Genomic DNA, 13,313 nt, shown 5'->3' with positions numbered 1-13,313 from the left:
TATGGGTTCCACAGCATCTTTTAGGCTGGGCGGGCCGCGGCGAAATTCATTCGGTATAGGATCGTTCACGACGGCATATCTCTTTGGTAATGACTCTACGATGCGAGGTCGATCCACACAGTTTACAATCTATTCGCGCTCTTGGCTTGCTAAATAGCAAGAATATTTAGCTCACTGTGCGTTCTGGTCCACGCCGGCCTGATCAGAACTGTTCTTCGGGGCGCAGATAGCGCCACTGGCCCACCGGCAGGTCGCCCAGCTTGACCTTGCCGATGCGCACACGTTTCAAACCGACAACCTTGAGGCCGACCATGTCGCACATGCGGCGGATCTGGCGTTTCTTGCCTTCGCGCAGCGTGAAGCTGAGCTGGTCGTCGTTCTGCCAGCGCACCTTGGCCGGCAGCAGCGGCTTGCCGTCCATCCACAGGCCGTGGTTGAGCTTTTTCAGGTCGCTGTCCGGCAGCTTGCCCGGTTTGGTGTATTCGACGCGCACCAGGTATTCCTTGTCGACGTCGGTGGTCTCGCCGATCAGGTGTTTGGCCACGCGGCCGTCCTGGGTCAGCACCAGCAGGCCGACCGAGTCGATGTCGAGGCGGCCGGCCGGCACCAGCGAGCGCAGCTGGGTCGGGTGGAAGATCTCCGGCGACGGATCGTCCGGCCAGCGGTTCTCCGGCTTGACCAGCACCACGGCCGGCTGGTAGCCGTCCTCGGCCTGGCCGCTGACGTAGCCCATCGGTTTGTTGATCAGTACGGTGACGCGCTTGGACTGCTCGGCGGCGGCCTGGCGCTCGACGGTGACGCGCTGGCTCGGGTAGATCTTGGTGCCGAGTTCGGAGACGACCTGGCCGTCCACCCGTACCCAGCCGCGCGCTATCCACTCGTCGGCCTCACGGCGCGAGCACAGGCCCAGTTCGGACATGCGTTTGGACAGGCGTAATAATTCTTCGGACATGATGCATTTTCTATGAAAGGTGAAGCTAAGTTTATACCTTGATCGCGTCCAGCAGGTCGGTTTCGAGCTGGATCTGGCTGCGGGCGTTGTTGAGTGTGGCGCCGTCGATGAGGAACACGTCCTCGACGCGCTCGCCCAGCGTCATCACCTTGGCCGTGTGCAGGTTGATCTTGTACTTGGTGAGCACGTTGGCGATCGAATACAGCAGGCCGGTGCGGTCGTTGGCGGCCACCGACAGCAGGTAGTACTGGCCGCGCTCGTCCGGGCGCAGGTCCACCGTCGGCTGGATCGGGAAGGTGCGCGACAGCCGCGACAGCCGGCCCTTGCCCGGCGCCGGCAGCGGTTCCGGATTGGTCAGCAGCGCGCACAGCTCGTGCTCGATCAGGCTGATGATGTCGCGGTAGCTCTTGGCGAAGCTCTGCTCGGTCACCAGGAAGGTGTCGAGCGCGTAGCCGTGGCGCGTGGTGTGGATCTTGGCGTCCAGGATGCTGAAGTTCTTGCGGTCGAAGTAGCTGCAGATGCGCGCGAACAGGTCCGGCTGGTCCTTGATGTAGACCGCGATCTGCAAGCCCTCGCCAATCGGCGCCAGGCGGCACTTGACCACCGGCTTGTCGCTGGTGAAGCGGTCGTACAGCGCGCGCGTCTGCCAGGCGATGTCGGAGGCGTCGTGGCGCAGGAAATAGGCGACGTCGAGCTGCTTCCAGAACGCTTCGTGCGCGTCCGGCGGCAGGCCGTACAGGCGCAGCGTGGCCAGCGCCTCCTGCTGGCGGTTCTTCAGTTCGTGGTCGGCGCTGTGCGGCTCGCCGCCCAGCACGCGCAGCGTGATGCGGTACAGGTCTTCGAGCAGCTTGGCCTTCCACGCGTTCCACACCTTGGGGCTGGTGCCGCGGATGTCGGCCACCGTCAGCAGGTATAGCGCGGTCAGGTGGCGCTCGTCCTTGACCACCCTGGCGAAGGCGGCGATGACGTCCGGGTCCGACAGGTCCTGCTTCTGCGCCACCTGCGACATGGTCAGGTGGTTCTCGACCAGGAATACCACCAGCTCGGTGTCCTCGGCGCTCAGGCCGTGCTCGACGCAGAACTGTTCGGCGTCGACCGTGCCCAGCTTGGAGTGGTCGCCGCCGCGGCCCTTGGCGATGTCGTGGAACAGCGCGCCCAGGTACAGCAGCCACGGCTGCGGGAAGTTGGCCATCAGCTGGCTGCAGAACGGGTATTCGTGCGCGTGCTCGGCCATCGTGAAGCGGCGCATATTACGCACCACCATCAGGATGTGCTGGTCCACCGTGTAGACGTGGAACAGGTCGTGCTGCATCTGGCCGACGATCTTGCGGAAGTTGGGCAGGTAGCGGCCCAGGATGGACAGGTCGTTCATGCGGCGCAGCGCGTGGATGATGCCCACCGGCGCCTGCATGATGCGCAGGAACAGCGCGCGGTTGACCGGATCGGCGCGGAAGGCGGCGTCGATCTTGAAGCGCTCGTGCCACAGCGCGCGCATGGTGCGCGAGGTCATCCCTTGCAGCGAAGGGCGCTCGGTCATCAGCACGAAGATCTCCAGCATCGCCGACGGCGTGGTGGCGAAGGTGTCGTCGTCGCTGATGTCGATCAGGCCGTTGACGTCGTTGAAGCGCTCGTTGATGCGCACCGCCTCGCCCGACTTGGGGAACAGCCGTTCCTCGATGTTCTGCAGCAGGATGGTGTTCAGTTGCGTGACGGTCTTGGCGGCCCAGTAGTAGCGCTGCATCAGGTACTCGCTGGCGCGGCGCATGTTGACGCCGCTGCCGGTGGCCTGCAGGCCCAGCGACTCGGCGATCGCGGTCTGCACGTCGAACACCAGGCGGTCCTCGCGGCGGCCGGCGTGCAGGTGCAGGCGCACGCGGATGTCCTTGAAGGCGCGCTCCTTTTCCATCAGCTGCTTGGCCTCGGTCTGCGTGATCAGGCCGCTGGTGGCCAGCGTGCGCCACGAGTTGGCCAGGCCGGCGGCCTTGACCATCCACAGGATCACCTGCAGGTCGCGCAGGCCGCCCGGGCTTTCCTTGCAGTTCGGCTCCAGGCTGAAGGCGGTGTCCTCGTACTTGGCGTGGCGCTGGCGCATCTCCAGCACCTTGGCGTGGAAGAAGGCGCGCGGGTCCATCGCCGCCTGGTAGCGCTGCTGCAGTTGCTGGAACAGCGGCTCGTCGCCGACGATCAGGCGCGCTTCCAGCAGGCTGGTCTGCACGGTGATGTCGGCCGCCGATTCGCTCAGGCACTCGTCCACGGTGCGGATGCTGTGGCCGATCTCCAGGCCCAGGTCCCACAGCAGCTGCACCAGTTCCTCCAGCTTGGCGGTTGTGGCGGCGTCCGGCGCCTGTTCCAGCAGGATCAGCAGGTCGACGTCGGAATAGGGGAACAGCTCGCCGCGGCCGTAGCCGCCCACGCCGACCAGCGCGGTGTTGGCCGGCAGCCGGGCCTCGTGCCAGGCCGTGGTCAGCACCGCGTCCACGCTCTGGCGCAGGCTGCGCAGCAGCTTCTCCGGCATGCCGTCCGCCTGGAAGCCGGCGATGACGACCTGGCGGTCGGCCTTCAGCTGGCGCTTGAGTTGTTCGCGCAGTTCCTTCTTCATCGCCGCGGCTGGCATCCCGGACCTATGCCGCGACGGCAGCGGCGTTGGTAATGAACGCCGGCGGCGGCGGGCTGCCGGCCGACAGCGTCAGCACCTCGTAGCCGGTCTCGGTGACCAGGATGGTGTGTTCCCACTGGGCCGACAGGCTGCGGTCCTTGGTTTTGATGGTCCAGCCGTCGCCCATTTCGCGGATCTCGCGCTTGCCGGCGTTGATCATCGGCTCGATGGTGAAGATCATGCCCGGCTGCAGCTCGTCGAGCGTGCCGGGGCGGCCGTAGTGCAGCACCTGCGGTTCCTCGTGGAAGATCTTGCCGATGCCGTGGCCGCAGAACTCGCGCACCACGCTGTAGCCGGCCTTTTCCGCGTGCTGCTGGATCACGTGGCCGATGTCGCCCAGGCGGGCGCCCGGCTTGACCTTGGAGATGCCCAGCCACATGCACTCGTAGGTGATGTCGGACAGGCGCTTGGCCAGGATCGACGGTTCGCCGATGAAGAACATGCGGCTGTTGTCGCCGTGGTAGCCGTCCTTGATGACGGTGATGTCGAGGTTGACCACGTCGCCGTTCTTGAGCACCTTGTCGCCGGGGATGCCGTGGCAGATGACGTCGTTGACCGAGGTGCAGATGGCCTTGGGGTAGGGCGTGTAGCCGGGCGGGCAGTAGTTCAGCGGTGCCGGGATGGTGCCCTGCACGTTGACCATGTATTCGTGGCAGAGGCGATCCAGTTCGCCGGTGGTCACGCCGGCCTTGACGAAGGGCGTGATGTAGTCCAGCACTTCGGAGCCCAGGCGGCCGGCCACGCGCATGCCAGCGATATCTTCGGCGGATTTAATGGAAATAGACATAGTGGATCGCAATCAGCAAAGTAAACGGTAAAAACGCAGGCGGCGAGCGGATCGGATCGGCTCGCGGCGTGCAAATATGTTGAAATTATAAACGACGCGGGGCGGCCCCGCTCGGGAATGCAAGGGTGGTGCCCGGCGCGGCGCACGGGCACCCGTGGGATTCAGTCCGGTTGGCGGCGCTGGCGGCGGCGCGCGGCCACGCCCAGGATGCCCAGGCCGGCCAGCAGCATGGCCCAGGTGTCGGCTTCCGGCACGGCGGTCGGGCTCGGCGAGATGCCGTCGCCGTCGCCGCCCGGCAGGAAGGGCGGCAGCGGGCGCGGGTCGATGATGACCAGGTTGCCGTCGGGGTCGGTCTCGAATTCGAACGTTTCAGGCAGTTCATACTCTCCGACGCCCGGTTTGGCCTGCTTGGCGGCGTCCAGGGCGGCTTGGCGTTGCTGGCGAGCACGGTCGGCCAGTTCTTTTTCGGTCAATTCCTCCGGCTCGTAGGGTTCGGCGTCGACCAGGCCCAGGTCCTTGTCGCCCAGTTTGTTGCCCAGCTTGGCCACCGGAGGCGGCGCCACCACCGGCGCCTTGGCGACGGCGTCCGGCTTGCGGCTGATGCGGCTGACGTTGCCGCAAATCTTGGGCACCAGGATGCAGTGCTGGTCGACGCAGTAGACCGCGCCCGGTTCCTGGCGCTGCGCGCTCCATTTGCTGCGGGTGACGGTGGCGCACACCGAGGCGGCGCCGAAGTGCATGTCGCGGATGGCCGGATCGTACTTGTTCTTGCCGTTGATGCCGTCGCGGGTGATGGTGACCTGGTCGTCGGACTGGCCTTCTTCCATGCGGCGCTTGAGCGTGCTGCGCACGGCGGCCGGGATGTCGGTGTAGCGGTCGATGGCGGCGGAGGTCTGGCCGGTGTAGGGGTTGACACCCGGATGATCCCAGGAGCAACTAGGCTGGACAGTGGAGGCTGCGGCAAGCGTCACGGCTAACAGGATGGACATGGGGTTGCTCCTTCATCAAGGATTTGAGTCTTGCAAATCAATATCTATTAATCATATGTAATTTTAGTTTTCAGCATGATATTACAAAATCATTACTTATGCTCAAAAATTTAAGCTTGGAAATTGATATGCAACAAGCGGGTGCAAAATTTTGGCGTGGCGCACCGATTTGGGGCGCGAGGGCGGCGCAGGCGTGTGGTGCTTGCCTAAGTGGCTGTTTTCAGGGTAGAATCTCGGGTTGCTTGAATTCGGTTTGAGCAATGTTGCAAAATCAAGTTGTTAATTTTTATTAATAAACGCGAATCCGGTCGACAAGGGTGCCTCTATGGTGACTGATCGGATTCCAGACCCAACCCTGGAGTTTAATATGTCCGTAACTATGCGCGAAATGCTGGAAGCCGGTGTCCACTTCGGTCACCAAACCCGTTTCTGGAACCCAAAGATGGCTCCGTTCATCTTCGGTCACCGTAACAAGATCCATATCATCAACTTGGAAAAGACGATGGGTATGTATCAAGAAGCGATGAAACACGTGAAACAGGTCGCTTCGAACCGTGGCACCATCCTGATGGTCGGCACCAAGCGTCAAGCCCGCGAAATCATTGCTGCCGAAGCGGCACGCGCAGGCGTTCCTTTCGTCGACCAGCGTTGGCTGGGCGGCATGCTGACCAACTTCAAGACCATCAAGACCTCGATCAAGCGCCTGAAAGACATGGAAGCCTCGATCGAAGACGGTTCGGTTGAGAAGCTGTCGAAGAAAGAAGCGCTGATGTTCCAACGCGAAATGATCAAGCTGCAAAAATCGATCGGCGGCATCAAGGACATGGGCGGCGTTCCTGACGCAATCTTCGTCGTTGACGTTGGCTACCATAAAGGCGCCATCACCGAAGCCGCAAAACTGGGCATCCCAGTTATCGGCGTGGTCGATACCAACCACTCGCCAGAAGGCGTTCAGTTCGTCATTCCAGGCAACGACGACTCGTCGAAAGCCATCACTCTGTACGCCCGCGGCGTCGCAGATGCGATCCTGGAAGGCCGTGCTGCTGCCGGTAACGAAGTAGTTGAAATGGTTAAAGCTGCAGCTGGCGACGAATTCGTCGAAGTTTCCGAACAGGCTTAATTGTTCGTAACAAGCTGTAAGGAAAAAGGGGTGGCCAACAGCTCCCCCTTTTTTTTAACGTAAATGGTTAGAGCAGCGCTCACCATCCCACCCGAACACCGAATACAGGAGAATCACATGGCAGCTATTACTGCAGCAATGGTAGGCGAACTGCGCGCGAAGACTGACGCGCCTATGATGGAATGCAAAAAAGCACTGACCGAAGCCGAAGGCGACATGGGTCGTGCTGAAGAGATCCTGCGCGTCAAGCTGGGCGGCAAGGCCTCGAAAGCATCGGCACGCATCACCGCCGAAGGCGTTGTTGCCACCTTCATCGCCGGCGGCGTAGGCGCGCTGGTTGAAGTCAACTCCGAAACCGACTTCGTCGCCAAGAACGACGACTTCCTGGCCCTGGCGAACAACGCCGCGCGCCTGGTCGTGGAACACAACCCAGCCGACGTCGCCGCCCTGCTGGCGCTGCCGCTGGACGGCAAGACCCTGGACGAAGTGCGCGCAGCACTGATCGGCAAAATCGGCGAGAACATGTCGATCCGCCGCTTCCAGCGTTTCGAAACCACCGGCAAGCTGGCTTCCTACCTGCACGGTTCGCGCATCGGCGTGATCGTCGACTTCGACGGCGCCGACGAGCAAGTTGGTAAAGACGTGGCCATGCACATCGCCGCGATGAAGCCAGTGTCGCTGTCGTCCGAGCAGGTTCCAGCGGAACTGATCGAAAAAGAGCGTTCGGTTGCAAAACTGAAGGCCGAAGAAGACGCAGCCAAGGCCGCCGCCGAAGGCAAGCCAGCGCAATCGCCGGAAATCCTGGCCAAGCGTCTGGAAGGCTCGGTACAGAAGTTCCTGAAAGAAGTGTCGCTGCTGAACCAGGCTTTCGTGAAGAACGACAAGCAATCGATCGAGCAGATGCTGAAAGAGAAAGCGACCACCGTCAAAGCCTTCACCATGTACGTGGTGGGCGAGGGCATCGAGAAGAAGGTGGACGACTTCGCCGCAGAGGTAGCCGCACAGATGGCTGCTTCCAAAGGAGCGTAATACCAAAGAAAACGGGCCGAGAGGCCCGTTTTTTTAGCCCGACCAAAGTTTTACCCGCAGTAGCAGAAGTCATTCAGTCGTTCCCGGCGCCGACCAAGGTATCATAGGCGCCGGCAGCCTTACCCGAATAAACCCAACTTAGGAGCCTCGTCTCATGTCAAAACCAGCCTACAAGCGCGTCCTCCTCAAATTGTCCGGCGAAGCCCTGATGGGCGATGATCCTTACGGCATCAACCGCGGCACGATCGAACGGATGGTCGCCGATGTGGCAGAGGTCGCGAAACTGGGCGTGGAACTGGCGATCGTCATTGGCGGCGGCAACATCTTCCGTGGCGTCGCCCCCGGTGCGCAGGGCATGGACCGCGCCACCGCCGACTACATGGGCATGCTGGCCACCGTCATGAACGCGCTGGCCCTGGCCGACGCGATGCGCCATGTCGGCATCACCGCCCGCGTGATGTCGGCGATCGGCATCGAACAGGTGGTCGAGCCGTATGTGCGCCCGAAAGCCTTGCAGTATCTGGAGGAAGGCAAGGTCGTCGTGTTCGCGGCCGGCACCGGCAACCCGTTCTTCACCACCGACACCGCGGCGGCATTGCGCGGCTCGGAGATGAGCGCGGAGATCGTGCTCAAGGCCACCAAGGTCGACGGCGTGTACACCGCCGATCCGAAGAAGGACCCGAACGCCACGCTGTACAGCTCCATCACCTTCGACGAAGCCATCGCCAAGCATCTGCAAGTCATGGACGCCACCGCCTTCGCGCTGTGCCGCGACCAGAAACTGCCGATCAAAGTGTTCTCCATCACCAAGCCGGGCGCGCTGATGCGCGTTGTCATGGGCGAGGATGAGGGTACACTGGTTCACGTTTAAACACTATCCCGATTACAGGAGAGCAGCAATGTCCGTAGCTGACGTTAAAAAGAGTGCGCAAGAACGCATGATCAAATCGCTGGAAACCTTGCGCGCCGATCTGGCCAAGGTTCGCACCGGCCGCGCCCACACCGGCATCCTGGACCACGTACAGGTCGAGTACTACGGTTCGCCGACCGCGCTGACCCAGGTCGCCAACGTGACCCTGATCGACGCCCGCACCATCGGTGTGCAGCCGTTCGAGAAGAAGATGGCCGCCACCATCGAGAAAGCCATCCGCGACGCCGACCTGGGCCTGAACCCGTCGGCGCAGGGCGACATGATCCGCGTGCCGACCCCGCCGCTGACCGAGGAACGCCGCAAGGAGATGGTCAAGCTGGTCAAGAGCGAGGCGGAAGACGCGAAAATCGCCGTCCGCAACATCCGCCGCGATGCCAATGAAGGCATGAAAAAGCTGGTCAAGGACAAGGCGATCTCGGAAGACGACGAGCGCCGCGGCACCGACGAAGTGCAGAAGCTGACCGACAAGTTCATCGTCGACATCGACAAGATGGTCGCCGAGAAGGAAAAAGAAGTTCTGACGGTTTAACACCCGCCGGCGCCAGCAGCCGACCTTGCTCCGGTATGCCGGGATGGGGTCGCTCTGGCGTCTTGTCTTTTTGCGTCACACCTGCAATACTTTATACTTTGGCACCAAAGTTTTCATGAAATATACGAGTTCGACTACTGAGGTTCCAGACGCGCCGTCCGTGCCGCGCCATGTCGCGATCATCATGGATGGCAACGGCCGCTGGGCGACCAAGCGCTTCCTGCCGCGCGTGGCGGGCCACGTCAAGGGCGTGGACGCGGTGCGCACCGTGGTCGAGGCCTGCGCCCGCCGCGGCGTCGAGTACCTGACCCTGTTCGCCTTCAGCTCCGAAAACTGGCGCCGTCCGGAAGAGGAAGTGTCGCTGCTGATGCGCCTGTTCGTGACGGCGCTCGAACGCGAAGTCTCCAAGCTGCACGCCAATAACATCCGCCTGCGCGTGGTCGGCGAGCTCGGTCGGGCCGACGAAAAGCTGCGCGGCATGATCGCCGCCGCCGAGCGCAAGACCGCCAACAACACCCGCATGACCCTGACCGTCTGCTTCAACTATGGCGGCCGCTGGGACATCATGCAGGCGGTCGGCCAGATGGTGCAAGCCCACCCCGGCGCCGCCAACTTCACGGAAGAGCAGCTGGCGCCGCACCTGGCGATGGCCTACGCGCCCGAGCCCGACCTGTTCATCCGCACCGGCGGCGAGCAGCGCATCTCCAATTTCCTGCTGTGGCAGCTCGCCTACACCGAGCTGTTCTTCACCGACACCTACTGGCCCGATTTCTCGATCGAGAGCCTCGACGAGGCGATCGCCTCCTACCAGCACCGGGAGCGGCGCTTCGGCCGCACCGGCGCGCAACTGGCAGAAAAGACAAGCTGATGCTGAAAACTAGGATTATTACCGCTGTGGTCTTGCTGGCGGTGCTGCTGCCGGTCCTGTTCTTCAACTATTTCCCAGCATTCGCCGTCGTCGCCACGCTGTTCCTGGGCGCGGCGATGTGGGAGGCGGCGCGCCTGTTCGGCCTGTCGACCATGCGCGCCCGCGTGGTCGGCGTGGCCGCCGCCGTGCTGTTCGTGTTCCTGCTGCAGCACTCGGGCAAGCCGGGCGCGCTGACCGCGCTGTACGGCGCGGCCTGCCTGCTGTGGCTGATCCGTTACGCGCCGTCGCTGGGCCTGGGCCTGCCGCCGCTGGCCGGTGCGGCCAACTGGTCGCTGGCGATCACGTTCAGCTTCGCCATCTTCGCCTGCTTCTTCGCCATCGTCGGCCTGTACCGGCACTCCGCGCTGTACCTGCTGTCGGTGATGGTGCTGGTGTGGATCGCCGACATCGGCGCCTACTTCTCCGGCAAGGCCTTCGGCAAGCGCAAGCTGGCGCCGTCGATCTCGCCGGGCAAATCGTGGGAGGGCGCCATCGGCGGCGGCATCGCCGTGCTGGCCATCGCCTCGATCAGCGTGCTGCTGGCCTCCGCCCAGCCATGGTTGCAGGACACCTTCGCCTTCCAATTGCAGGCGCGCTTCGGCTGGCCGCTGGCCTTGCTGGTGCTGCTGCTGATCGTCGCCGCGTCGGTGATCGGCGACCTGTTCGAATCCCAACTCAAGCGCCGCGCCGCCATCAAGGACAGCAGCAACCTGCTGCCGGGCCACGGCGGCGTGCTTGACCGTATTGACGCCTTGATCCCGGTCCTGCCGATGGCCGCGCTGATCGGCTCCTGGTTCTGAAAGAATAACTATGCAACGCATCACCATCCTTGGCGCCACCGGTTCGATCGGCGTGTCCACGCTGGACGTGCTCGCCCGTCATCCCGAGCGCTACGGCGTCTACGCGCTGTCGGCGCATAGCCGCGTCGAAGAACTGGCGGCCCAGTGCATCCAGTTCCGCCCCGCGCGCGCGGTGGTCGGCACGGCGGCCGGCGCCAGCCAGCTGAGCGCGCTGCTACGCGCCGCCGGCGTCAACACCGAAGTGGAATATGGCGAGGCGGCCCTGTGCAGCATCGCCAGCGCGCCCGAAGTCGACACTGTGATGGCCGCCATCGTCGGCGCGGCCGGCTTGGCGCCGACGCTGGCCGCGGCCCGCGCCGGCAAGAAGGTCCTGCTGGCCAACAAGGAGGCGCTGGTGATGTCCGGCCAGCTGTTCATCGACGCCGCCCAGCAGGCGGGCGCGGTGCTGCTGCCGATCGACAGCGAACACAATGCCATCTTCCAATGCATGCCGCAGTTCGGCGGCCGCGTGCCGGCGGTGCGCGACGAGGCGGCCGGCATCGCCAAGATTCTGCTGACCGCTTCCGGCGGCCCGTTCCTCACGCGCGACGTCGCTACGCTGGACGCGGTCACGCCGGAGCAGGCCTGCAAGCACCCCAACTGGTCGATGGGCCGCAAGATATCGGTCGATTCGGCCACGATGATGAACAAGGGCCTGGAGGTGATCGAGGCGCACTGGTTGTTCGGGGCGCCGGCCGAGCGCATCGAGGTCGTCATCCATCCGCAATCGGTGATCCATTCGATGGTGTCATACATGGACGGCTCCGTGCTGGCGCAGCTGGGCAATCCCGACATGCGCACGCCGATCGCCCACGCGCTGGCCTACCCGGAGCGCATCGCCTCCGGCGTGGCGCAGCTGGACCTGACGCAGATCGCCACGCTGCAGTTCGAGCGTCCCGACTTCCAGCGCTTCCCCTGCCTGGCGCTGGCGTTCGACGCGCTCAAGGCCGGCGGCACCGCGCCGGCGCTGCTGAACGCTGCCAACGAGGTCGCGGTGCAAGCCTTCCTCGATTTGAAGATCGGCTTCCGCCAGATCGACCGCGTGATCGCGCACGTGGTGGAGGCGCTGCCGCACGGCGCCGCCGACAGCATCGCGGCCGTGATGGCGCAGGACGCCGCCGCGCGCGCCGCCGCCCAAACCTATATCGCCGGACTGGCAAAATGAACTTCCTCCAAACCGCGCTGGCCTTCGCCGTCTGCCTGGGCTCCCTGATCATCTTCCACGAACTGGGGCACTATCTGGTGGCGCGCTGGTGCGGGGTGAAGGTGCTGCGCTTCTCGGTCGGCATGGGCAAGGTGGTGTGGTCGCGCCGTTTCGGCCGCGACCAGACCGAATGGGCTGTGTCGGCGCTGCCGCTGGGCGGCTACGTCAAGATGCTGGACGCCCGCGAGGGCGACCTGGGCGACCTGCCGGCCGAAGACCTGAAGCGCGAATTCACGCGCCAGAACGTGTGGAAGCGCATTGCCATCGTGGCCGCCGGCCCGCTGGCCAACTTCCTGCTCGCCATCGTGCTGTACGCGGGCTTGTACCTGCACGGCGTGGAAGAACCGACCAGCAAGATCAGCGTGCGCGCCACGGAGACGGCGACCGCCGCTGCCGCCGCAACCACGCCCACCGCCGCATGGAGCGCCGGCCTGCGCAGCGGCGACGTGGTCACCGCCGTCAACGAACAGCCGGTGGCCGTGTGGTCGGAGCTGCGCTGGAACCTGATGCAGGCCGCCATCGATAAGGCCGAGGCCCGCATCGCCGTCGAGCGCGCGGGGCAGGGCCGTTTCACCTTCGTGCTGCCGGCCGCCGCGCTGGCGGCGCAGGATCTGGAGGGCGACGTGCCGGGCAAGCTGGGACTGGGCGTGTCCCGTCCGGCGCCGGTGGTGGAGGACGTGATCGCCGGCGGTCCCGCCGCGCGCGCCGGCCTGCAAAAGGGCGACCTGCTGCTGTCGGTGGACGGCGTGCCGGTGGCCGACGGCATCGCCTTCATCGAGGTCATTCGCGGCGCCGCCGGCAAGACGGTACGGGTGGCGGTGCGCCGCGCCGGCCGGCAGCTGGTGCTGGACATGGTGCCGCAGGCCGAGCAGGCAAAGACCGGTAAGGGAACTGTAACAGTCGGTAAGATCAGCGCTTACATCGCGCAGCAGCCGGATATGATCACCGTGCCATCGTCCCTGATTGCGGCCGTCGGCAAGGCGGTGGCGCGGGTGTGGGACACCAGCGTCATGTCGGTCAAGATGATCGGCAAAATGATCACCGGCGAGGTCTCGCTGAAGAACGTCACCGGCCCGATCACCATCGCCGATTACGCCGGGCAGACCGCGCGCATGGGGGCGGCCAGCTATCTGAGCTTCATCGCCTTCATCAGCATCAGTTTGGGGGTGATGAATTTGCTACCGATTCCGGTTCTAGATGGGGGGCATTTGCTGTATTATTCGCTGGAAGTTTTAACTGGGCGTTCTGTGCCGGAGCGTTTTGGAGAGATTGCACAGCGCCTGGGCATAGGCTTGTTACTGACGCTGATGCTGCTGGCGGTGTTTAACGACGTCGCGCGGCTGCTGTAGCAGGTTCGCTTTGTATATGAG

The 13,313-nt window shown here is 63.9% G+C and carries 12 protein-coding genes; 8 read left to right on the top strand and 4 right to left on the bottom strand.

Annotated elements, in window-relative coordinates; translation table 11 throughout:
- Positions 1-202 precede the first annotated feature (202 nt).
- The 4 genes from AC07WS_RS17860 to AC07WS_RS17845 form a co-directional block, all read right to left on the bottom strand.
- Positions 203-952 (bottom strand): pseudouridine synthase, encoded by a 750-nt coding sequence (locus AC07WS_RS17860; protein ID WP_008449305.1) that lies wholly within the window; start codon positions 950-952, stop codon positions 203-205.
- 31 nt (positions 953-983) lie between these two features.
- On the bottom strand, positions 984-3,551 hold the full coding sequence (locus AC07WS_RS17855; RefSeq protein WP_494730380.1) for a [protein-PII] uridylyltransferase: 2,568 nt from the start codon (positions 3,549-3,551) through the stop codon (positions 984-986).
- A 22-nt stretch (positions 3,552-3,573) separates the two neighbouring features.
- Entirely contained in the window at positions 3,574-4,395 is an 822-nt protein-coding gene (gene map / locus AC07WS_RS17850) for a type I methionyl aminopeptidase (RefSeq protein WP_494730379.1), read from the bottom strand.
- A 161-nt stretch (positions 4,396-4,556) separates the two neighbouring features.
- Complete coding sequence (locus AC07WS_RS17845) at positions 4,557-5,384, bottom strand: MHFG family PEP-CTERM protein (RefSeq protein WP_494730378.1); 828 nt, start codon at positions 5,382-5,384, stop codon at positions 4,557-4,559.
- A 367-nt stretch (positions 5,385-5,751) separates the two neighbouring features.
- Between AC07WS_RS17845 and rpsB the strand changes: the two genes are divergently transcribed.
- The 8 genes from rpsB to rseP all read left to right on the top strand — a co-directional run bounded on the left by rpsB (position 5,752) and on the right by rseP (position 13,292).
- Positions 5,752-6,504: a 30S ribosomal protein S2 gene (gene rpsB, locus AC07WS_RS17840; RefSeq protein ID WP_117011326.1), complete on the top strand. Its 753-nt coding sequence runs from the start codon at positions 5,752-5,754 to the stop codon at positions 6,502-6,504.
- A gap of 117 nt (positions 6,505-6,621) precedes the next feature.
- Positions 6,622-7,533: a translation elongation factor Ts gene (gene tsf, locus AC07WS_RS17835; RefSeq protein WP_494730377.1), complete on the top strand. Its 912-nt coding sequence runs from the start codon at positions 6,622-6,624 to the stop codon at positions 7,531-7,533.
- 154 nt (positions 7,534-7,687) lie between these two features.
- Positions 7,688-8,404 carry a UMP kinase gene (gene pyrH, locus AC07WS_RS17830; RefSeq protein ID WP_161091779.1) on the top strand — a complete coding sequence of 239 codons (717 nt, stop codon included), beginning with the start codon at positions 7,688-7,690 and terminating at the stop codon, positions 8,402-8,404.
- Between the two features lie 28 nt (positions 8,405-8,432).
- Entirely contained in the window at positions 8,433-8,993 is a 561-nt protein-coding gene (frr, locus tag AC07WS_RS17825) for a ribosome recycling factor (protein WP_116988648.1), read from the top strand.
- 115 nt (positions 8,994-9,108) lie between these two features.
- Positions 9,109-9,861, top strand: coding sequence for a polyprenyl diphosphate synthase (gene uppS, locus AC07WS_RS17820; RefSeq protein WP_494730376.1), 753 nt, complete (start codon positions 9,109-9,111; stop codon positions 9,859-9,861).
- Positions 9,861-10,700 (top strand): phosphatidate cytidylyltransferase, encoded by an 840-nt coding sequence (locus AC07WS_RS17815; protein WP_494730375.1) that lies wholly within the window; start codon positions 9,861-9,863, stop codon positions 10,698-10,700. Before uppS ends, AC07WS_RS17815 begins: the two co-directional genes overlap by 1 nt.
- A 10-nt stretch (positions 10,701-10,710) precedes the next feature.
- Entirely contained in the window at positions 10,711-11,904 is a 1,194-nt protein-coding gene (gene ispC / locus AC07WS_RS17810) for a 1-deoxy-D-xylulose-5-phosphate reductoisomerase (RefSeq protein WP_494730374.1), read from the top strand.
- Positions 11,901-13,292 carry an RIP metalloprotease RseP gene (gene rseP, locus AC07WS_RS17805; RefSeq protein WP_494730373.1) on the top strand — a complete coding sequence of 464 codons (1,392 nt, stop codon included), beginning with the start codon at positions 11,901-11,903 and terminating at the stop codon, positions 13,290-13,292. Before ispC ends, rseP begins: the two co-directional genes overlap by 4 nt.
- Positions 13,293-13,313 lie beyond the last annotated feature (21 nt).

The sequence above is a fragment of the Duganella sp. GW821-FHT01E12 genome, from assembly GCF_059422325.1.
This window is presented reverse-complemented; position numbering and strand designations above follow the sequence as displayed.